At 69.6% G+C, this 19,767-nt stretch carries 16 protein-coding genes and 4 pseudogenes; 14 read left to right on the forward strand and 6 right to left on the reverse strand.

What is annotated here, in order from left to right; all coding sequences use genetic code 11:
- Nucleotides 1-28: 28 nt before the first annotated feature.
- Nucleotides 29-853, forward strand: a complete 825-nt coding sequence (locus ACFY0T_RS37595; RefSeq protein WP_388881359.1) for an SDR family oxidoreductase — start codon at nucleotides 29-31, stop codon at nucleotides 851-853.
- A gap of 530 nt (nucleotides 854-1,383) precedes the next feature.
- Here ACFY0T_RS37595 and ACFY0T_RS37600 read toward each other — a convergent pair.
- The 3 genes and pseudogenes from ACFY0T_RS37600 to ACFY0T_RS37610 form a co-directional block, all read right to left on the reverse strand.
- Nucleotides 1,384-1,644: pseudogene (locus tag ACFY0T_RS37600) on the reverse strand (AMP-binding protein); the annotation flags it as partial.
- Nucleotides 1,530-2,057 carry an AMP-binding protein gene (locus ACFY0T_RS37605; protein WP_388881362.1) on the reverse strand — a complete coding sequence of 176 codons (528 nt, stop codon included), beginning with the start codon at nucleotides 2,055-2,057 and terminating at the stop codon, nucleotides 1,530-1,532. The pseudogene ACFY0T_RS37600 and the gene ACFY0T_RS37605, both read right to left, overlap by 115 nt.
- Entirely contained in the window at nucleotides 2,054-3,166 is a 1,113-nt protein-coding gene (locus tag ACFY0T_RS37610; protein ID WP_388881365.1) for a TauD/TfdA family dioxygenase, read from the reverse strand. The genes ACFY0T_RS37605 and ACFY0T_RS37610 overlap by 4 nt, the downstream gene beginning before the upstream one ends.
- Nucleotides 3,167-3,336: 170 nt before the next feature.
- On the opposite strand from ACFY0T_RS37610, the gene ACFY0T_RS37615 reads away from it, so the two are divergent.
- From ACFY0T_RS37615 to ACFY0T_RS37645, 7 genes are all read left to right on the forward strand, one after another.
- Complete coding sequence (locus ACFY0T_RS37615) at nucleotides 3,337-4,347, forward strand: AraC family transcriptional regulator ligand-binding domain-containing protein (RefSeq protein ID WP_388881368.1); 1,011 nt, start codon at nucleotides 3,337-3,339, stop codon at nucleotides 4,345-4,347.
- Between the two features lie 336 nt (nucleotides 4,348-4,683).
- On the forward strand, nucleotides 4,684-5,736 hold the full coding sequence (locus ACFY0T_RS37620) for a 3-keto-5-aminohexanoate cleavage protein (RefSeq protein WP_388881371.1): 1,053 nt from the start codon (nucleotides 4,684-4,686) through the stop codon (nucleotides 5,734-5,736).
- A gap of 107 nt (nucleotides 5,737-5,843) precedes the next feature.
- The gene (locus ACFY0T_RS37625) at nucleotides 5,844-6,818 is read left to right on the forward strand and encodes a quinone oxidoreductase family protein (protein WP_388881374.1); all 975 of its coding nucleotides are present in this window, start codon (nucleotides 5,844-5,846) and stop codon (nucleotides 6,816-6,818) included.
- Between the two features lie 39 nt (nucleotides 6,819-6,857).
- A complete protein-coding gene (locus ACFY0T_RS37630; protein ID WP_388881377.1) occupies nucleotides 6,858-7,772 on the forward strand; it encodes a TauD/TfdA dioxygenase family protein in 915 nt (304 codons plus the stop codon).
- A gap of 31 nt (nucleotides 7,773-7,803) precedes the next feature.
- Nucleotides 7,804-9,153 carry an MFS transporter gene (locus ACFY0T_RS37635; protein WP_388881380.1) on the forward strand — a complete coding sequence of 450 codons (1,350 nt, stop codon included), beginning with the start codon at nucleotides 7,804-7,806 and terminating at the stop codon, nucleotides 9,151-9,153.
- Nucleotides 9,150-9,728 (forward strand): RBBP9/YdeN family alpha/beta hydrolase, encoded by a 579-nt coding sequence (locus ACFY0T_RS37640; RefSeq protein ID WP_388881383.1) that lies wholly within the window; start codon nucleotides 9,150-9,152, stop codon nucleotides 9,726-9,728. Before ACFY0T_RS37635 ends, ACFY0T_RS37640 begins: the two co-directional genes overlap by 4 nt.
- A gap of 31 nt (nucleotides 9,729-9,759) precedes the next feature.
- The gene (locus tag ACFY0T_RS37645) at nucleotides 9,760-11,751 is read left to right on the forward strand and encodes an acetoacetate--CoA ligase (RefSeq protein WP_388881386.1); all 1,992 of its coding nucleotides are present in this window, start codon (nucleotides 9,760-9,762) and stop codon (nucleotides 11,749-11,751) included.
- 136 nt (nucleotides 11,752-11,887) lie between these two features.
- Here the strand turns inward: ACFY0T_RS37645 and ACFY0T_RS37650 are convergent, their stop codons facing one another.
- Nucleotides 11,888-12,511 (reverse strand): hypothetical protein, encoded by a 624-nt coding sequence (locus ACFY0T_RS37650; RefSeq protein WP_388881389.1) that lies wholly within the window; start codon nucleotides 12,509-12,511, stop codon nucleotides 11,888-11,890.
- A 10-nt stretch (nucleotides 12,512-12,521) separates the two neighbouring features.
- Between ACFY0T_RS37650 and ACFY0T_RS37655 the strand changes: the two are divergent.
- Both ACFY0T_RS37655 and ACFY0T_RS37660 read left to right on the forward strand, forming a co-directional pair.
- Nucleotides 12,522-13,207: pseudogene (locus ACFY0T_RS37655) on the forward strand (HAD family hydrolase).
- A gap of 7 nt (nucleotides 13,208-13,214) precedes the next feature.
- Nucleotides 13,215-13,515: pseudogene (locus ACFY0T_RS37660) on the forward strand (IS5/IS1182 family transposase); the annotation flags it as partial.
- 11 nt (nucleotides 13,516-13,526) lie between these two features.
- On the opposite strand, the gene ACFY0T_RS37665 reads toward ACFY0T_RS37660, so the two are convergent.
- Entirely contained in the window at nucleotides 13,527-13,982 is a 456-nt protein-coding gene (locus ACFY0T_RS37665; protein WP_388881392.1) for an RpiB/LacA/LacB family sugar-phosphate isomerase, read from the reverse strand.
- Between the two features lie 40 nt (nucleotides 13,983-14,022).
- On the opposite strand from ACFY0T_RS37665, the pseudogene ACFY0T_RS37670 reads away from it, so the two are divergent.
- Both ACFY0T_RS37670 and ACFY0T_RS37675 read left to right on the forward strand, forming a co-directional pair.
- Nucleotides 14,023-14,184 (forward strand): annotated as a pseudogene (locus tag ACFY0T_RS37670) (TetR-like C-terminal domain-containing protein); the annotation flags it as partial.
- A 360-nt stretch (nucleotides 14,185-14,544) separates the two neighbouring features.
- A complete protein-coding gene (locus ACFY0T_RS37675) occupies nucleotides 14,545-15,747 on the forward strand; it encodes a PP2C family protein-serine/threonine phosphatase (RefSeq protein WP_388881395.1) in 1,203 nt (400 codons plus the stop codon).
- Here the strand turns inward: ACFY0T_RS37675 and ACFY0T_RS37680 are convergent.
- Nucleotides 15,744-16,754, reverse strand: a complete 1,011-nt coding sequence (locus ACFY0T_RS37680) for a serine/threonine-protein kinase (RefSeq protein ID WP_388881398.1) — start codon at nucleotides 16,752-16,754, stop codon at nucleotides 15,744-15,746. The two genes, ACFY0T_RS37675 and ACFY0T_RS37680, sit on opposite strands and share 4 nt — an antisense overlap.
- A gap of 626 nt (nucleotides 16,755-17,380) precedes the next feature.
- Here ACFY0T_RS37680 and ACFY0T_RS37685 point away from each other — a divergent pair.
- Nucleotides 17,381-17,854: a hypothetical protein gene (locus ACFY0T_RS37685; RefSeq protein WP_388881401.1), complete on the forward strand. Its 474-nt coding sequence runs from the start codon at nucleotides 17,381-17,383 to the stop codon at nucleotides 17,852-17,854.
- 578 nt (nucleotides 17,855-18,432) lie between these two features.
- A complete protein-coding gene (locus ACFY0T_RS37690; protein ID WP_388881404.1) occupies nucleotides 18,433-18,939 on the forward strand; it encodes a hypothetical protein in 507 nt (168 codons plus the stop codon).
- Nucleotides 18,940-19,767 lie beyond the last annotated feature (828 nt).

Below are 19,767 nucleotides of genomic sequence, written 5' to 3' on the forward strand. Positions count from 1 at the left end.
TGGCGACGAGTTTCACGAGGAGCACGCCATGACGCAGAAGATCTGGTTCATCACCGGTGCCTCACGCGGCTTCGGGCGGGAGTGGGCGATCGCGGCGCTGGAACGCGGCGACTCCGTGGCCGCAACGGCGCGCGATCTGTCCACGTTGGACGATCTCGGCGCGACCTACGGAGAACGGTTTCTGCCCCTGCAACTCGATGTCACGGACCGCGACGCCGACTTTGCCGCCGTGCGGCAGGCGCACGAGCGGTTCGGGCGCCTCGACGTGGTGGTCAACAATGCGGGCTACGGCCACTTCGGGATGGTTGAGGAACTCACAGAGGCGGAGGCCCGGGCGCAGCTGGAGACCAACCTGTTCGGGGCGCTGTGGGTCACCCAGGCGGCACTGCCGTTCCTGCGCGAGCAGGGCAGTGGCCACATCCTGCAGGTCTCTTCCATCGGTGGGATCAGCGCGTTCCCGCTGGTCGGCATCTACCACGCGTCGAAGTGGGCGCTCGAAGGGATCAGCCAGTCGCTGGCCCAGGAGGTGGCACCCTTCGGCATCAAGGTCACGCTGATCGAGCCCGGTGGGTTCGCCACCGATTGGGCGGGCTCCTCGTCGAGCACGTCCGAGCAGCTGCCGGCATACGCCGCATACCACGAGCAGGTACAGGAGCAGCGCCGCGAGCGCGTCGGCACCCCGGGAGACCCACAAGCGTCCGCCGCAGCCGTGCTGGAGCTCGTGGATGCCGATGAACCGCCGCTGCGATGCTTCTTCGGTACGGCGCCGCTGGCCATCGCCAAGGCCGACTACGAGCAACGTCTGGCGACGTGGGAGAAATGGCAGCCGGTGGCGGAGCTGGCCCAGGGCTGAGCGGATGGTCTCCGGCTGACCGACGTCGTACCCACGGCCCAGGCGTAGGCGTCTCGGCTGTCCCGGCGCGTTGAAGCAGCGAGCCCGTCCGCACACCGGACGGGCCCTCGTCGTGCAGGGATCCACCAGGATCATTCGGCTGGAACAACCTCCGCACTGGCATAAGAGCGTGTCCTACGTGGTGAGACGGACGAGCCGCTTGTAGCAGCAGATCGCCGCGCCGCCAGGCTTGCCCACCGCCGCGACACCCCCGGCGGCCGCCCGTGCACACAATTCGACCAGGATTCGACCCCAGGCCCTCTCACCGCAACGACCACGCGCATCGTCACCGGCTGCTCGTCGGTGACGATGCGTACGCCGACATGCTTCACAGGCCGGTGACGACGATCTCGCGCTTGAGGATCTTGCCGGTGGGGCCCTTGGGGAACTCGGCGTGAAGGAGCGCAGCGTACATCGTCGGCACGCCGAGGAAGGACGGTGACGCCGTCCCGGGCCATGATCTCCAGAGCCCGCCGCGGTGCGAACCGCGGCAGCAGGGTCAGCGTGGCGCCCGCGGCGACGGTGGTGTTGAGCGCACAGGTCTGGCCGAAGGCGTGGAAGAGCGGAAGGCCGCCGAAGAGGACGTCGTCGGGGCCGACCTGAAGCAGCGTCCTGGCCGTGGTGGCCGTGTTGGACGTCAGGTTGCGATGCGACAGTTCGGCGCCCTTCGACTCCCGGTGGTTCCCGAGGTGTAGAGGATCAGGGCTGGGTCGTCGCCGGACCGGTCGGCGATGCCCGGCATCGGCTCGCAGGCCCGTAGCATCTCCTCGAAGGTCCCGGGCTCGGTCACCAGGCATACGGTCCCGGTCTCGGCGCAGGCCTTCGCGACCTCGTCCGCGAACGGCGGGAACGCCAGCGCGATCCGCGCCCCGCAGTCGCGCAGGGTGAAGGCCACCTCGCGGGCCTTCAGGAGCGGATTCATCGGCACCACCACGCCGCCGGCCCGCAGAACGCCGTAGTAGAGCACCGGGAAGAGCGGGACGTTCGGCATGGTCAGCGCGATCCGGTCGCCGGGTTGGAGACCGCGGACGCGCAGGAGTGTGGCGACACGGGCGCTGGCCTCGTCCAGTTGTGCGTACGTCAGCGTGGAGTCGTCGTGGCGCACGGCGATGCGATCGCCCCGGACCGCGGCGGACTCCACCAGGAACGTGGCGAGGTTGGTCATGTCGGCAGTCTCCTTGGCTTTGTGTGGGCGACCGGCGCGGCGCCGGACACGGCCGCGACCGCCGCCTGGAACTGCCGCGTCGTGAGCGGACTCCGGGGACGGACGACGTCGCGCGGCGCGACTCCGTGGCGGGCGGCGTCGGGGCCGCGACAGTCCCCGAAGGCGAGCCACAGGCGCAGCAGGTGGCGCTTGAACTCGGGCGCGTCGAAGTCCTCGAACTCAGAACGGGCGTGCAGGGTCGCGTGGTTGTTGAACAGCAGCAGGTCGCCGGGCTCGAGGTCGATGTCGAGACGGAACTCCGGGGAACCCGCCAGCTCGTCGATGAGGTCGAACAGCTCCAGGTCCGCCGGTTCCAGCCGGGGCACGTCGGGGAAGCGCTGCGCGGACTCCAGGTAGCAGCGGTGGTAGCGCAGGCTCGGCCGGCCTGCGGACCGGGCGGTGAGCGGGGCAGCGAGGTACGGGGGCTCGCCGGGGGCATGCTCCTCGCGCCGGTCGAAGTAGTGCGTACGGCGAAGGCGTTCCGCCAGATCCGGGCGGAACTTCAGCACGGCGTCGTGCACCGCCGCCGAGCTGACCAGGGAGGTGCGGCCGCCGGAGCGGGCCGCCCTGAGGCACAGCAGCGCGAGCAGATCCGCCGCGTCGGTGTGGAAGGGCAGTGCTGCCCGCGTCTGGTACCCGCGGGTTGCCGGATCGGCCATGGTGCGGCCGGTGTCCCGGACGTGGCCGAGCACGTGCCCGTCCGCGTTCTGCGAGACAGGCCGTCCCAGGTACTGGCCGAGGCCCCAGAAGACGGCGCTCGCGGCCGCCTCGCTGAGCCGGTCGACCGGGATGCCCCTGATGAGTACAAAGCCGCGTCCGTGCTCCAGTACGTCGCCGATGCGCTCCAGCTCGCCGGCGAGGGTCGGCAGCGGGAAGTCGGCGACGGTCAGCCTCAGCAGCGTGACACCGCGCCGGCGGGCCGTGGACAGCGCCTCGGAGAGTTCGGCGAGCTGCCGGGGGGACAGACGCAGGAGCCACTCGTCGGTGGCCCGCAGGTCCGCGCCGCGCCATCCCGAGGGGCCTGCGCGGAACTCGCGCGGCACGTCACCCGCTCCTGTCCTGCCGGTCATGTCCACCTCCGTACCGTCCGGCCGCGCCGGTCCCGGACCAGCAACCGCGACCGCGACGCGGGGGTCCTGGGCTGTTCAGCGGGTGTCATGCTAGGTCGCACCACGCTCCGATGCTTGACCTCAGGTGACATCAAACTTAGCTTCTGGGGACACAACCGGGAGCGACGCCCATGAAGCCTCTTGTCCGCACCGCGGCATTGAGCGGCTATGTCGAGCTGAGCCGTTTCCTCGGCATCGACCCGCAGGCCCTGATGAAGCGCGTGGGGCTGGACACCGCGGATCTCGCGGTCCAGGACCGGTGGATCTCCGGCGCGGCCACGGCCCAGCTTCTGGAGCTGTCGGCAACCGCCTCGCGTCACGAGGACTTCGGCCTGCTCCTGGCGGAGCGCCGCCGCTTCTCCAATCTCGGCCCCATCAGCCTGGTCGTCCGCGAGGAGCCCGACGTGCGCAGCGCGCTCGAGATGCTGCTTCGGCACGAGCACATGTACAACGAGGCCCTGCACACCCGGCTGTCCCAAGGAAACGGCCTGGCCACGCTCAAGGTGGACCTGCGGCTCGGTGAGGCGATGCAGGCCCGGCAGGCCACCGAACTGGCCGTGGGCGCCTACCACCGGGTCCTGCGCGGATTCCTCGACCCCCGGTGGCAGCCCCTGTCCGTGTGGTTCACACACGCCGCTCCGGCGGACTCGGGTACCCACCGGCGCCTGTTCGGTCCCGGAGTGGAGTTCGACCGCGAGTTCGACGGCATCGTCTTCTACGCCGGCGATCTCGACGCTCCCAACGCGATGGCGGACCCGCAGCTGCGGACCTACGCCCGGCAGTACTTCGAAGCCATCGCGGTCCCCAGGGACACGTCGGAGGCGGACCGGGTGCGCGAACTGATCGAAGCCCTGCTGCCGACCGGGCGCTGCTCCGTCGACCAGGTCGCGCGCAGCCTGGGCGTCGACCGCCGCACCGTGCACCGGCATCTGGCCTCCTCGGGCGAGACGTTCTCCTCGCTGCTCAACACCACGCGTGCGCGCCTCGCCGAGCAGTTCGTGGCCAATCCGCGCCGCTCCCTGACGGAGATCTCCGATCTGCTGGGCTTCTCCTCACTGAGCGCGTTCTCACGCTGGTTCCGCGAGCAGTTCGGATGCAGTGCGCGGGAGTGGCGCAACCGGCGGATCCCGCGGCAGGGCTGACGCCGCCGGGCACGCGATCCGCCGGGGGGCGGCACGCGCGACGGGCACGGCCGCGCACCCATGTCCCCAAATGACAAGTCGACCGTCACCACGAGTCAAACATCCCTCCGCGCTCGGCCCTACCTTGGCAGCACCGCGGAGAGGCGGATCGGCCTCCGGAGGGTCGTGCAACTCCCCCTAGAGCACGCTCCCTCCGGACCAGCCGAACGTACGCGGGCCGAGTGCGCCCGGGTCCTCCGCTGCCCCACTCCGATCCTCGCCAGATGTCACAGGCCCCGGCATCGTACTCCGCGATGCCCCAGCGAGTGATCACCGATCCGACGAAGGAGACGGACCGTGCATTTCCACGACGACTCACTCTTCCCTGAGAACCAGGAGAAGCTGGTCATCCAGGCCGCTCCGTACGGGCCCGAGTGGCTGCCCGGTGACGCCGATGACCTGCCGCTCACCATGGACGAGCACGTGCAGGCAGCCGTCGACTGCTACAACGCGGGCGCCACCGTCCTGCACATCCACGTCCGCGAGCTCGACGGCAAGGGCTCCAAGCGGATGTCCATGTTCAACGAACTGCTGGGCCGGCTGCGCGAGGCGGTGCCGGACATGGTGCTGCAGATCGGCGGGTCGATCTCCTTCGCCCCCGAGGACGAGGGCAGCGAGGCCAAGTGGCTCAGCTACGACACCCGCCACCTGCTCGCGGACCTCACACCGGCGCCGGACCAAGTGACCATCGCGATCAACACCAGCCAGATGAACATCGTCGAGATCATGACCGACGACGACCTCGAAGGCACCTCGATCGCGAAACCGGAGTACTACAAGGCCTACCGCGACATGGTCGTCGAGGCAGGCCCGGACTTCTACCTCGAGCACCTCAAGCGCCTGCACGCGAGCGGCATCCAGCCCCATTTCCAACTCGCCACGCTGGCCCAGCTCGAGACGGTAGAGCGGCTCATCCGGGCGGGCATCTACACCGGCCCGCTCATCCTCAACTACGTCGCCATCGGCGGCGGTTTCGCGGGCCGGCACCCCGCCGACCTGATCGAGTTCGTCCGCCGCACGCCCGACGGCGCCGTCCTCACCATCGAGAGCTCGATGCGTGCCGTCGCGCCGATGAACACGATCGGCATCGCGCTCGGCGTGCACGTGCGTGTCGGCAACGAGGACAACCTCTGGCGCCGCAAGGGCGAGCGCATGACCACCGTCGAGCAGGTCGAGCAGATGGTCCACATTTCCGAAACGCTCGGCCGCGACATCGCGACCGGCGCCGAGGCCAAGAAGATCTACAAGCTCGGCGAGTACTACGCGAACGCCGACGAGACCCTGGCCCAACTCGGCATGGTGCCCAACCGTCGGCCCGGCCGGCGTGGCTTCATGCAACGCGACGTCTGATCGCGCGTTACCCGCGTCCACGCGACAACCACACGGCCGCCGGGGCCCAACCCCCCGGCACCGGCGGCCCGTTCTTCCTCTCGCCCCACAAACAACGGAGCACAACCGTGGCGCACGCCATCCGCTTCAAGGAGACCGGCGGTCCCGAGGTCCTGCACTGGGAGGAGGTCGTCGTCGGCGACCCCGGCCCGGGCGAGGTGCGGATCCGGCACGAGGCCGTCGGACTCAACTTCGCCGACACCTACTTCCGCACCGGCCTCTACCCGGCCCCACTGCCCGCCGGGCTCGGCGTCGAGGCCGCGGGCGTCGTCGAGGCTGTCGGCGAGGGCGTGACGCACGTCGCCGAGGGCGACCGCGTCACCTACACCGGCAGCCCGCTCGGCGCGTACAGCACCGAACGCGTCATGCCCGCCGACTCCTTGATCAGGCTGCCGGACGGGATCAGCTGTGAGACCGCCGCCGCGATGACCATGCGCGGCCTCACCTCGGCCTACCTGCTGCGCAGGATCCACCCGCTCAAGGCCGGGGACACGATACTGCTGACCGCAGCGGCGGGCGGTGTCGGCCTGATCGTATGTCAGTGGGCAAAGCTCCTCGGCCTCACCGTCATTGGCACGGTCTCCAGCGAGGAGAAGGCCGAGCTGGCCCGCGCCCACGGCTGCGACCACGTCATCCACTACCGGCGCGAAGACGTCGCCCAGCGGGTGCGCGAGCTGACCGACGGCGCCGGGGTGCCGGTCGCCTTCGACAGCGTCGGCAAGACGATGTTCGCTGCCTCGCTCGCCTCGCTGCGCCGCCGCGGCCTGCTGGTCTGCTTCGGCACGGCCTCCGGGCCGGTGCCGCCGATCGACGCGATGCAACTGGCCATCGGCGGCTCCCTCTTCGTGACCCGCCCGGCGCTGGCCGACTACATCGCGGACCCCGCTGAGCGAGCCGAGCTGGCGGGCGAGCTGTTCGGCCACGTCTCCGCCGGACGCATCCGCATCGAGATCAACCAGCGTTTCGCACTCGATGACGCCGCCGAGGCGCACCGCGCGCTCGAGGCCGGGCGGACCACGGGATCGTCCGTACTCCTGCCCTGAGCACCACGTGCATCACCACCCTCTCCAGGAGGAAGCACCATGGAACAGACCCTCAGCCCTGTCGAGGGCGCACCCGCGCTGGTGCACCCGGACTCCCGCAACTCTCTCAAGGTCGAACCGCTGACCTGCACCATCGGCGCCGAGCTGATCGGCGTGAACCTCGCCGACGCCGCACGCGACGACGATCTGTTCGCCGAGATCAAGGCCCTGCTGCTGCAGTACAAGGTCCTCTTCCTGCGGGACCAGGACATCACCCGCGCCGACCACGTCGCCTTCGCCGAGCGCTTCGGCCCGCTGGAAGACCACCCCGTGGCCGGCAGCGACCCCGACCACCCGGGCCTGGTCCGGATCTACAAGGACCTGGACAGCCCCGCCGAGCACTACGAGAACGCCCTGCACACCGACGGCACATGGCGCGAGAACCCGTCCATGGGCGCCGTACTGCGGTGCGTGGAATCGCCCCCGGTGGGCGGCGACACGATCTGGGTCAACATGGTCGAGGCCTACCGCCGCCTGCCCGAGCACATCAAGACGCAGATCGAGGGCCTGCGAGCCCGGCACAGCATCGAGGCCACCTTCGGCGCCGTCATGCCGCACGAGCAGCGCCACGCGCTCAAGGCCCGGTTCCCCGACGCGGAGCACCCGGTGGTGCGCACCCACCCCGAGACCGGCGAGCAGATCCTTTTCGTCAACAGCTTCGCGACGCACTTCGTCAACTACCACACGCCCGAGCGGGTGCGCTTCGGGCAGGACTACGCCCCGGGCGCGAGCCACCTCCTGAACTACCTGGCCGGCCAGGCCGCGATCCCCGAGTACCAGGTGCGCTGGCGCTGGACGCCGAACAGCGTCGCCATCTGGGACAACCGCTCCACCCAGCACTACGCCGTGCAGGACTACTGGCCCGCCGTCCGCCGGATGGAGCGCGCCGGGATCGTCGGCGACAGACCTTTCTGACCTTCCTTCAAGAGCGCGTGAGGTGATGACAATGGAGTTGCACACCACTGCGAAGCCCCTTCCGGAGACGGCGACGACGTCCTCGTCCCGGTGGCCGGTGTCCAGGCGCTATGCCTGGGTGGTCTTCGCCCTGAGTTTCGGCCTGCTGCTGTCCGACTACATGTCCCGGCAGGTCCTCAACGCCGTCTTCCCGATGCTGAAGGCCGAATGGCTGCTCTCCGACGCGAGGCTGGGCTCGCTCAGCGGCGTCGTCGCGCTGATGGTCGGCCTGCTCACCTTCCCCATGTCGCTCATGGCGGACCGCTGGGGCCGGGTGAAAAGCCTGCTGCTGGCCGCGGCCATGTGGAGCGTGGCGACCCTGGGCTGCGCCGTGTCGGCGAGCTACGGCCAGATGTTCGTCGGCCGCCTCTTCGTCGGCATCGGTGAAGCGGCGTACGGCAGCGTCGGCATCGCCGTCGTCCTGAGCATCTTCCCGGTCGCCCTGCGGGCCACCCTCTCCGGCGCCTTCATCGCGGGCGGGGCCTTCGGCTCGGTCCTGGGCGTGTCAATCGGCGGCGCCGTGGCCCAACAGTTCGGCTGGCGCTGGGCGTTCGGCGTGATGGGCATCTTCGGCCTCGTGCTGGCCGCGGTGTACGGCCTCGTGGTCACCGAGAAGAGGCTGGCGCCGAAGGCGAGTTCCCCCGACGCCACGGACGACGCCGGCGCACGCGACAGACTGCGCACGCTCCTGCCGCGGCTGTTCTCCTCCGTCTCGGTGATCAGCGCCTACGTGGGCAGCGGACTCCAACTGTTCATCGCCGCCGCGCTCATGGCCTGGCTGCCCAGCTACTTCAACCGCTACTACGACATGCCCACCGCGAAGGCGGGCGCGACCGCCGGGGCCTTTGTCCTGATCATCGGCATCGGCATGATCGTCGGCGGGATCGCCTCGGACCGGATCAGCCAGGCGTTCCCCATCCGGAAGTGGGCTGTGGCCATCACCTGCAGCATCGGATCGCTGATCCTGCTGATGGCGGCGTTCCGCCTGCCGGCCGGCCCGGCGCAGTTGCTGGTTCTGGCAGCCGGGGCCCTGCTCTCGGCCGGGACGGCCGGCCCCGCCGCCGCCATGGTGGCCAATCTGACCCCGGCCTCCATCTCCGCGACGGCCTTCGCCACCCTCACCCTGGCCAACAGCCTCCTTGGGCTCGCCCCCGGACCCGCGCTCACCGGCGCGCTCGCGGACCGCGTGGACCTGCTCGGCGCGCTGCGGGTCATCCCGCTCACCGCGCTCGCCGCCACCGCGGCCTTCCTGATCGGCCGCCACTACTACGACCGTGATCTGCGCCGTCTGACCGGGCTCGCCCCGGTGGCGGAGCCGGAGGAAGCGGAGGCGTCCTCATGAGCCGTACCACCGAACCAGTGGTCGTGATCGTCCCCGGTCTGCGCGACCACGTCGAGGAGCACTGGCAGACCCTGCTGGCCAACCGGCTCACCGAGGCAGGGCGCACGGTCCGCACCGTTCCCCCGCTGACGAAGGACCAGCTCAGCCGGGAGGCCCGCGTGGCCGCCCTCACCAAGGTGATCTCGGAGGTGGACGGGCCGGTCGTGCTGGTCGCCCACAGCGCCGGTGTGATCACCACCGTGCACTGGTCGCAGTGGCACGAAGCCGACGTCAGGGGCGCGCTCCTGGTCACCCCGCCGGACTTCGAGAGGCCGCTGCCGGAGGGCTACCCCACCCCCGAGGTGCTCGCCGAGAACGGATGGATCCCGGTCCCCCGGTCGCCGCTGCCCTTCCCGAGCTTTGTCGCGGCCAGTTCCAACGATCCCCTGGGAACCCTCGAGCGGGTCGCCGAGCTGACCCGGAACTGGTGCAGCCACCTTGTGAAACTGGGCGCGGTCGGACACCTCAACCCCGCCTCCGGCCACGGTCCGTGGCCGCGTGCGGAAGAACTCCTCCGCGAACTCGAGCTCGGCTGAGCTCCCCTGTGCAGCCCCCGGAAAGGCAACGATGAACACCGACACCGACCTGCTGTGGTCTCCCGGTCGCCGCGAGCTGGAGGACTCCAACGTCGCGTGCTTCGTGGAATGGCTGGACGAGGTGCGGGGGTTGCACTTCGCCGACTACGCCGCGCTGTGGCGGTGGAGCTCCACCGACCTGCCCGGCTTCTGGTCGGCGGTGTGGGAGTACTACGGGCTGGATGCCGTCACCGGCTACGACGAGGTGCTGGGCGACGCTTCGATGCCGGGCGCCACGTGGTTCCCCGGTGCCCGGCTGAACTTCGCCGAGCGGTGCCTGGCCCAGGCCACCGACGCCCGCCCGGCGCTGGTCAGCGTGGCCGAGGGCGACGCCACGCCCGTGGAGACCTCGTGGGAGCAGCTGCGCCGGCGGGTGGCCGACGTCGCGGCGGCCCTGCGCCGGATGGGCGTCGGGCCCGGCGACTGCGTGGCCGGATACCTTCCCAACCTCCCGCAGGCCGTCGTCGCACTGCTGGCCACCGCCGCCATCGGCGCCGTGTGGACGGCGTGCTCACCGGACTTCGGCACCCCGAGCGTCCTCGCCCGGCTCCGGCAGGCACGGCCGGTCGTGTTCGTGGCCGCCGACGGCTACCGTCACGGCGGCAAGGAGTACGACCGGCGCCCCGCAGTCGCCGAACTCGTGGAGGGGCTGCCCACCCTCCGCCACGTCCTCGCGGTCGACCACCTCTTCCCGGCGCCGGCCGAACCCTGGCCGGCGCCGCCCGGTGTGGAGCACCACGTCTGGTCCGCGCTGCCGGCCGCCGAAGGGCCGCTGGAGTTCGCCGACGTGCCCTTCGACCACCCGTTGTGGATCCTGTGGTCGTCGGGGACCACCGGACTGCCCAAGGGGATCGTCCAAGGGCACGGCGGCATCGTCGTCGAACTGCTCAAGGCCCTCGGGCTGGGCGCCGATCTGCGCCCCGACGACCGCTATCTGTTCATCACGTCCACCAGCTGGATGGTCTGGAACTTCCTGGTCGGCGGTCTGCTGCACGGCAGCACGATCGTCCTGTACGACGGCAGCCCGACCTTCCCCGACGTGAACGGGGCCTGGCGGGTCGCCGAACGGACCGGCGCCACCATGGTCGGCGTGGGCGCGGCCTACCTCGCCGCCGTCGAGAAGTCCGGCACCCACCCCGCGGCCGCGTTCGACCTCAACCGGCTGCGTTCCATCCTGCAGACCGGCTCGGCCCTGCCCCCCAGTACCTGGCGTTGGGTCCACGACCGGCTCGCCCCTGGCGTCTGGCTGCAGTCGATCTGCGGCGGCACTGACATCTGCTCCGTCCTCGCGGGCGGTTCCGCGCTGCTGCCCGTTCGGGTGGGCCGCATCCCAGGCCCGGCGCTCGGCGTCGCACTCGCCGCGTGGGATCCATCCGGGCGGCCCCTGACCAGTGCGCAGGGCGAGATGGTGGTCACCGCGCCCCTGCCGTCCATGCCGCTCCACTTCGTCGGCGACCCCGACGGCACCCGCTACCGGGCCGCCTACTTCGACACCTACCCCGGTGTCTGGCGGCACGGCGACTGGGTCACCATCGACGCCGACCTGTCGGTCGTCGTCGCGGGCCGCTCGGACTCCACGCTCAACCGCATGGGCGTGCGCATGGGCTCCGCCGACATCTACGCCGTCGTCGAACAGCTCCCCGAAGTTGCCGACAGCCTCGTCGTGGGCGTGGAGCGGCCCGACGGGGGCTACTTCATGCCGCTCTTCGTCGTGACGACGGGGAGCACCGCGCTCGACGAGGGTCTGCGCCAACGCATCGCCACAGCCATCAGGCACCACTTGTCGCCGCGGCACGTGCCCGACGTCATCGTTCCGATCCCCGCCGTCCCGCGCACGCTGACCGGCAAGAAGCTCGAGGTACCGGTCAAGCGCATCCTGCAGGGTGCTCGGGTCGCCGATGTCAGCAGCGAGGGAGCCGTCACCCACCCGCAGATGCTCTCCTGGTTCGCCGACTTCGCGGGCCGTACCATGCCGGACGAGTGAGCGGCGAGGATCGTCATGAGCTGGGCGAGGCCCTCGACGTCGTCGTTGATCCTCGCTCTGGACAGCAGGGAGCCAGCGTCGTCGACCACAACGACGTCGTGGTGATCGCCGGCCCCGTCGATGCTGCGGAACACACTCAATCCGCGTTCCGGGCGAGGTCGGTGCCAGGGACGAAGCCCGGGTTGTAGGCGACGGCGTCGATCCCGGCCGGCCTGGCGGCGCGCGTGCTCGTGCACGAGACAGATGGCGGCCAGTTTGCTCGTCGAGTACGCGGTGCGCCCGGCGGCCGTGGTGTCCGGCCGGTGAAGGCGCCCGTGCGGGCGAGGACGTCCGGCGAGTGCCAGACCGGACCGGGCACCATGCCCAGGTTGTGCCTGAAGTCGCCGAAGCGGGTGTCGCTGGCGGTGATCACGATCCGGGCGGGAGCGGTGAAGCGGTCCTGGAGGGGGCGGACGAACAGGTGGTTGGCGAGCACGTTGACGGCGAAGGTGGATTCGAGACTGTCGGGCGTTTCGGTGAGCCCGTTCGTGTACTGCATGCCCGCGTTGCCCACGAAGCCGCGCAGCGGCGGGAGTTCACCGCTGTCCAGCCGGTCCCGGATCTCGGTGGCGTCCGAGCGGACGCTCTCGAGCGATACGAGGCCGGCCGCGACGTACGAGACCGCGTGCCCGCCCGAGCCGAGCTCAGCGGACAGCCGTGCGCCAGAGGAGCCACAGGCGACGACGAGGTGCGAAGTCGGGGACTGGCGCAGGATGCGCAATGATCAAGGCATGACCAGCGGACCCGCTCAGCCCCGCCCCAAGAGGTACGTCCTGTTCGATGTCGACGGGACATTGATCGATGCCGTGGACAACCAGCGCCGGGTCTGGCAAACGTGGGCGGAACGTTATGGGTTGGATCCTGGCGAGGTCTATCAGGTGGCGCTGCGGACGAGGCCCCTGGAGACCTTTGCCAAGGTTGCTCCGGACCGTGATCCCCGGGAGTGCCTGGCCACGCTGCACGAGTTGGAGGACGAGGACGTTCGGTCCGGCGTCTACGCGGCGTTCGACGGTGCGGCAGAGCTGCTGTCCGGCCTGCCAACCGGGTCCTGGGCGCTGGTGACCTCGAACTATGAGCACCGGGTGCACGGACGGTTCATCCGGACCGGCTTGCCGGTACCCGGCTTGATCGTGGACGCCGCCGCCGTCGAGGAGGGCAAGCCGTCCCCCGTTCCCTACCTCCAGGCCGCCGCGCGTCTTGGTGCCGGGCCGGAGGACTGCTTGGTCGTCGAGGACGCCCCGTCGGGAGTGCAGTCCGGGCTGCGAGCCGGCATGACGGTGTGGGGCGTCAACGTTCCTGAGGCGGTTGAGGGCGTGCACCGCACTTCGGTAGCCTGCGCGAAGCGGTCCGCGACATCCTTGCCTTCGCGTCCGGAGCCCACCTTCACCAACCGGAAGGATCAGCCCCGTCGGAATGATCTTACTGTGGCTGGTGTGCTCACGGCGTCGGAGCCGTCTCGGGCAACCCCGTTCACGGGGCTGAGCCCACGCCAGTTCGTGAAGCAGGTGACCGCACTACGTCGCGGGGGTGTCGACGCGGTCCGCCCTGGTCGGCCATGGAGCTTGCCGCAGGAAGACCGGACCGTGTTGGTCGCGGCGTTATTGACTCACGTACTTGACGCTGCGCCAACTCGCCCCGCTGTCCGGTCACTCGAAGTCCGCGGCCGACCGCGTCATCGACCGCCTCGGGCCGCTACCGGCGCTGCGGCCCAGACGGCGAATGGCCGCAAGTCTCAGCTATGGGGCACTTCTGCCGAGGTCAAGCCGTCCCACATGGGCCACGTTCTCTCGGTCGTCGGCGTCCTCACTGGCTTCGGCTGCGAACCAGGCGTCAAGGATCTCCTTGAGCAACGGCTCGGACGTCAGCCGCAAACTGAGCGCCAACACATTGGCGTCGTTCCAACGGCGTGCCCCATCCGCCGTGTACGCGTCCGTACACAGGGCCGCTCGTACCCCTGGCACCTTGTTCGCGGCGATCGATGCGCCTGTGCCGGTCCAGCAGCACACGACCGCCTGGTCCGACTTCCCGGCGACGACGTCGCGGGCAGCCGCCTCCGAGCACGCCGCCCATTGCGTGTCATCTCCAGGGTGCAGCGCCCCGTGCGCCACCACCTCGTGACCGCGGCTGCGCAACTCCGCGAGCAGGGTGCGGGCCACGGGTTCGTCCATGTCCGAAGAAACGGAGATACGCATGTCTCGGAGACTACCTCGGAGGCCACTCAGTGGATGAGCCCGCCAGCTGCAGGCCATGCTCGACAGGGCCCGCGAACGAGGCGAGCAACCGCCCGACGTCCTGGATGTACGCGACCACACCCTGGCCCCGATGTACGTGCGCGTCCTGTTCGCGGCCGGCCCACTCACCCCCGACTACATCGACACGCTGGTCGACCGCCTGCGGCTCTCCCCCAACGCGGGCCCCGAAGCCAGACAAGACGCGAGCGGGCTTGCCGCCCACGCAAACAGCGTCCCAGGTCGCACGGAGCCGTGACGGCAGCGGAGATCACCAGGACCACGCGGCCCGGACCGGTGAGGTGCGCCTGTGCCACGCCAGGTCCGTCCCCTGACATGCCGCTGAGTGGAGCAATGACCGGTACGCCGTGCCGGGGCGCAGCAGGCTGGGTCTCTTGTCGAATCCGTGCCAGGAGTCCCGTGTGTGCAGGCTGCGTCAATCGAGCCGTCAGGTGCGTCGTCCGCTGGCAGGCCCCGCCGTGGGACATCCCACCGGTTCGGCGGCTTGCGGACGGAGGAGGGGGCAGTGAGGTGGCCCGGCCGCACCTCGGAGGCGAGCCGCCGCAAGCTGGTGCCGGGCGGCGGCGGTCAGGCACTGCCGGCACCACCCGCATGGATGCGCTGGATGCCCGCTTTCTATGTCGCGGCCGTCCTGGTGCTCGAGCCCGTCACGCCTGTGCAATGGCCGGTGAGCTTCCTGCTGATCGCCCTGCCGTTGGTGGCCGCCTTCGCCCACGGCAGCGCCTTCGTCGCCGGCATCACCGTGTTCGCCATCGTCTTCGAGGGGGTCCTGGCCGGCACCCCGTGCTGCGCGGGCCGTTCCGTGGGGTACCTGTGGGACCGCCACTACGTGGCCGCGTATCTCTGCACCGCTCTGGTCGGCACCCTGGGAACCTTCCTGGCCGCCCACCGCACACGACGAGAACGCACACTCGCCACCGTGCGCTTCGTGGCCGACATCGCGCAGCGCGTCCTACTCAGGCCCGTCCCCCGCCGGATCGGCAACATCTCCGTGGAGACGTTCTACCTCTCGGCCGCCGCGGAGGCTCGCATCGGCGGCGACCTCTACGAGGCCGTGCCCACCACGCACGGGGTACGCCTGCTGATCGGAGACGTCCGCGGCAAAGGCCTGGGAGCGGTGGAAACCGCCGCCGCCCTGCTCGGCGCGTTCCGCGAAGCGGCCCACGACGAACCCGACCTCGCCGCCCTGGCGGGCCGGGTGGAGACCAGCATGGACCGCAGGGCCGCTCTGCTCCCCGGGAGCGACATGGGCGAGCGTTTTGTCACCGCCGTCTTCGCGGAGATCGTCGCCCACGACCACATCGTCCGTATCGTCAACTGCGGTCACCCGCCGCCCCTGCTCATCCGTTCCGACGAGGTCAGTGAGCTGGAGACGTCGCGGTCCGCACCGCCCCTCAACCTCGGCGTGCTCGTCGGGGAGCCCTATCACGTCGACGAACACGCCTTTCGCCCCGGCGACCAGTTGCTCCTCTACACCGACGGCATCACCGAAACCCGCGACCCGGACGGCACCTTCTACCCGCTCATCCAGCGCGTCCGCTCCTGGGGCCCGCTCCCACCCCGACAACTCCTGGACCACCTCCACCACGACCTCCTCGCCTACAGCGACAACCACCTGCACGACGACACCGCCGCGCTCACGGCCTGCCTCCTCCCCGACGAGAGGCCACACGACGAGACCCGGCACAGCCCACCGGACAGAACCTAACCGGGCAGACGACCAAAGACGGGCCGCGCCCAGGCCGGCGGTTCCGGAACCGGCCCCGACCCCGACTGCTGCGCGCCCGTGGCACCCCCGGATCCCAGGCGCACCTGGGGATGCGGACCCTTGCCGGCAGCGGCACGCAGAGCCGCCACGAACTCCAGGCAGGAGTCGTAACGGTCCTCGGGAACCTTCGCCAGGGCCTTCGCCAGAACACCGTCCAACCCCGGCGGCAACCCCGGCCGCTTCTCACTCAGGGCCGGCGGCTGATCGTACTGATGCGCCCACAGCAGCGCGATGTCCTCATCCCGCTGGAAGGGCGGCCCGCCCACAAGAGTTTCGTAGACGACACAGGCAAGACTGTAAAGATCACACCGGCCATCTACCGGACGCCCCGAAATCTGCTCCGGCGCCACATAATCCAGCGTGCCGACAAACTCGCCCACCGTGGTGAAACCGGTCAGCGACAGCGACTTCTTCGTCAATCCGAAATCCGTCAGATAAACATGCTCAGGATGATCGCTGTCCGTGCCCTGCGCCACCAGAATATTGCCCGGCTTCACATCTCGGTGCACCAAATCGTGCTCATGCGCCGCATCCAGCGCCGACGCGACCTGAGCAGCAATACGCAGCGCGGTCTCCACCGTCAGCGGACCATCCCGGTCCAGCAGGGCCCGCAAATCCAGTCCCGATACATAACGCATGGCGATATACAAGACGCCATCCGTCTCACCGGCTTCAAAGATCGGCACAATATGCGGATGGTCGATCGCGGCAGCCACGCGAGACTCGTGTGTGAAACGTCGCCGGAACGTGTCATTGCGGGCCATCTCCGGGGCCAGCAGTTTCAACGCAACCGTCCGCTCCAGACGCAAATCCCTCGCACAGTACACAACGGCCATCCCCCCACGACCGAGCTCACGCTCCACGCGGTAACCCGCTATCTGCGCCCCGATCAGCCCGGAAGCCCGACCCGAATAGAGACCCGTCCCCCCATCCGACGCCGCACCCATCACGCGCCACCCCCACCCCACGGCACGACAGCCGCACCGCAGCCGTCGGCCACCGACGATGCCGTCCGAACACACGACTCGCCGCGGCCCCACACCCCCCACACACCGCGGGCACCCACCCCACGGCGTCCGCCCGGACCCAGCACCCTGCCACTGGAACCTGCCTCACAAACACGTCCCAGCGTCACCAAGCCGACAAACCGCCCACCCATACCCAAATTCTATCCAGCCACCCACACCACCATCGATTGAGACCACCCGCCCCCTGCGCCGCAGGTCCACCACGAAACACACCGGGAGACAGACGAAAACGCCTGCCGCCCTGGGATCCCGGCGTGCGCGCCACCGACAGCGCGCGCTCAGCCCGGGCCAGGCCCTCGGGCCGGGGACCACCACACGCGGCACCCTGAATACGGCACCACAACACGCTCACAAAGACCCCGACGCTACTCCGTACGAGTGGTGCATCCGCTGACACGGTCGTAGCGTCAACACAGAGACGAGCGCTGGCGATGTAATGGCATACCGTCCTGCGTCAGCCCACAACCAGACCTCGCCGGGCGAGCAGACCAGAGGTCCCCAAGCGCGGAGCCAGAGGCAGTGCGGACAGGCGGGCGGGAGCAGACATGCGGAGACACACAGCCAGAACCGCGGTAACGCTCTGTGCGGCCACATCGCTCGCAGCAGTCATGGCAACGGCCTCCGCCGCCCCGTCGGCTACGCAGGCGCCGCAGGCCTCGCAGGTCGTTCAACAACAGCAGGGACGCCCGGTGATCGTCGACTGCTTCTGGCACCCAGAGGTACGCCCCGCCGACTTCATCCTCGCCTGCGGTGACGGCAACAGCCGACTCACCTCGCTCCACTGGTCGCAGTGGCTCCCGGACTCGGCATCGGCCACCGGCTTCAACGCAGTCAACGACTGCAAACCGTACTGCGCGGCGGGCAAGTTCCACTCGTACCCGGTCATCGTGCGGCTCGACCACCCGCAGCCCTGGAAGAAGCACCCGGAGCTGCAGCACTACACCCGGATCAGCCTGGTCTACACCAACGACAGGCCGGACGGATTCGAGCGAACGGTCACCTATCCACTGTGGAACTGAGCTCCCCTGCGGCCCGCCACACGCCCTCGGCAGGCCAGCAAGGTGGTCGAACACGCGCAGTGCCATTTGGTTGTTGAGCAGCGGCACGGCCTTCTGCACGGTGGATAGCGCGCTGCGCAAGTTGCGTTGGCGAAGAGGATGTCGGTGCGGCGCCCATCGGCGGTGATGCTTGCTGTTCGGTGACGGACCAGAGGACGGCCTCCCCTGTGCCGCGGGAACGGCCGTTCGCGCGCCCGAGTTACTAGCCGACCCGTCCAGTGGTCTCCTATGATCACGCGCGGTTGGGGGCAGGGGGCTGGAGAGACATGATCGGGACGACCCCACTCGTGCGCGCCGGGGTGCTGACCACGCTGGGCCTGTGGCTGCTGGCCACCACCGGGTGCACCCACGCCCCGGTCGGCGCACGGCCGGTGCGCGCCAGCGAGCGGAGCTCGGGGCACGGCCGCCAGGCCGCATCCCCCTCTGCGTCCCCGTCCCCGTCCCCGTCCCCGTCCCAGCCCTCGGGTCCCGCGCTGGCCGTGGGGTCAGGACGGCTGGGACCAAAGGACACGGCCCTGTCGCGGCTGTTCCAGGAAAACGTGGAGGAGCTTCTGCACGAGGGCCAACCCGTGCCCCCACTCAACACGGTCGTGGTCATCAATCGCGCACGAGGCGGCGGGGCAGATTTCGGCTGGTTGCCCGACGCCACACACTTCTGCCTCGTTTCGCTGCACGGGCGCGACGTGGTCAAGCAGCTCGAATGCGGATCGCTGCCCGCCGAGGAAGACGCCCACACAGCCGCGGCGGGTCCATTCATGAGATGGCTCCACCCGGAGAAGTTCCCCTTCTACCTAGCCATCGTCTTCAACAAGCCCGGCCCCTTCCGCTTCACCAGTGGCCCCGGCCCCACGTACGGCCCTCTGCACCAGGCCACGGCGGTCTTCGCCTCGGGCGAGACCGCCACCTTCCTCGAATACGACTCGATTCAGCACCGAATCGAACCCCGCGAGATCTGTAACACCGATCACTCGGCCTGTTTTCAGACGGACGACATTCCGTCACTCGGCACCGTGACGATCGAGGAGTCTGAATCCCCGACGCCCTAGCTGTGCGACTGACGTACGTCTATGACAGTGGGTCTCGGGCCAAATAGCGGCCGGTCGCCGCCGCGTGCCGCTCACTCCCTCGACGTGCGCAGTACCGTCGGCCGATGCCGGGTACGGCGAGGGCCGCATCCTCGACGGAGACGCCCACGGCGTGACCGTCGGCTGACCCCCGCGCGGTGGGCATCGCGGACGCTGAGAGGACCACCGCACAGGGCGCTCATGCCTGCGGGACGAAGAGGAAGTGATAGGCCTCCCGAACGGAACACCCACAGCAGGAAGCGGCTGTCGGCGAGCACGGCGAACGAGAACTCGGGCCCGTCGATCGTGCAGATCACCAAATCGCCGCTGCCACTGCGATACGGCCGTTCGAACTCCGCACCCGGCCGCTCAACTAGCTCGGTGCCCACCTCCAAAGTCAAGGCACGTCGTGCGCCCGCGCCTCGCTGCGCACCAGGACCGTGCCGTGGCTGATCTGCACGGGCCCGGCATCGACGGGAAGGTCCGTCCAGAACGGCCGCTCCGGCTCGCCGGCCGCCCCTACGGGCAGTGATCACGTTGATGGCCCGAGAAGCTCACCGCGTCGGCTCATGCAGCCGTTCGCTCGACTTCCGTCACCGGGTGCCCGCCAGGTTCCGCACCCAACTGGCCATTTCATGACGTTTTGCGCAATTGGCGACGCAGGCATACAGCGCTTCGGGAGGGTCCCAGGGCCGGCTGCAGGCCGCTCCGACGCCTCCGCCGGGAATGGTTGCAGCGGATCACAGTGACATCCATCACGCCGACCTCCCGCATCAACGCGGTGCGGTAGTACATCGCGCCCGGGCGATA

It is taken from the genome of Streptomyces sp. NPDC001530 (assembly GCF_042894545.1).
Lineage (GTDB): Bacteria > Actinomycetota > Actinomycetes > Streptomycetales > Streptomycetaceae > Streptomyces.

Coding starts and splice junctions, on each gene's coding strand:
- ACFY0T_RS37595 (WP_388881359.1), top strand. CDS start 29: ATGACGCAGAAGATCTGGTTCATCACCGGTGCCTCACGCGGCTTCGGG.
- ACFY0T_RS37605 (WP_388881362.1), bottom strand. CDS start 2,057: ATGACCAACCTCGCCACGTTCCTGGTGGAGTCCGCCGCGGTCCGGGGC.
- ACFY0T_RS37610 (WP_388881365.1), bottom strand. CDS start 3,166: ATGACCGGCAGGACAGGAGCGGGTGACGTGCCGCGCGAGTTCCGCGCA.
- ACFY0T_RS37615 (WP_388881368.1), top strand. CDS start 3,337: ATGAAGCCTCTTGTCCGCACCGCGGCATTGAGCGGCTATGTCGAGCTG.
- ACFY0T_RS37630 (WP_388881377.1), top strand. CDS start 6,858: ATGGAACAGACCCTCAGCCCTGTCGAGGGCGCACCCGCGCTGGTGCAC.
- ACFY0T_RS37635 (WP_388881380.1), top strand. CDS start 7,804: ATGGAGTTGCACACCACTGCGAAGCCCCTTCCGGAGACGGCGACGACG.
- ACFY0T_RS37640 (WP_388881383.1), top strand. CDS start 9,150: ATGAGCCGTACCACCGAACCAGTGGTCGTGATCGTCCCCGGTCTGCGC.
- ACFY0T_RS37645 (WP_388881386.1), top strand. CDS start 9,760: ATGAACACCGACACCGACCTGCTGTGGTCTCCCGGTCGCCGCGAGCTG.
- ACFY0T_RS37665 (WP_388881392.1), bottom strand. CDS start 13,982: ATGCGTATCTCCGTTTCTTCGGACATGGACGAACCCGTGGCCCGCACC.
- ACFY0T_RS37680 (WP_388881398.1), bottom strand. CDS start 16,754: ATGGGTGCGGCGTCGGATGGGGGGACGGGTCTCTATTCGGGTCGGGCT.
- ACFY0T_RS37685 (WP_388881401.1), top strand. CDS start 17,381: ATGCGGAGACACACAGCCAGAACCGCGGTAACGCTCTGTGCGGCCACA.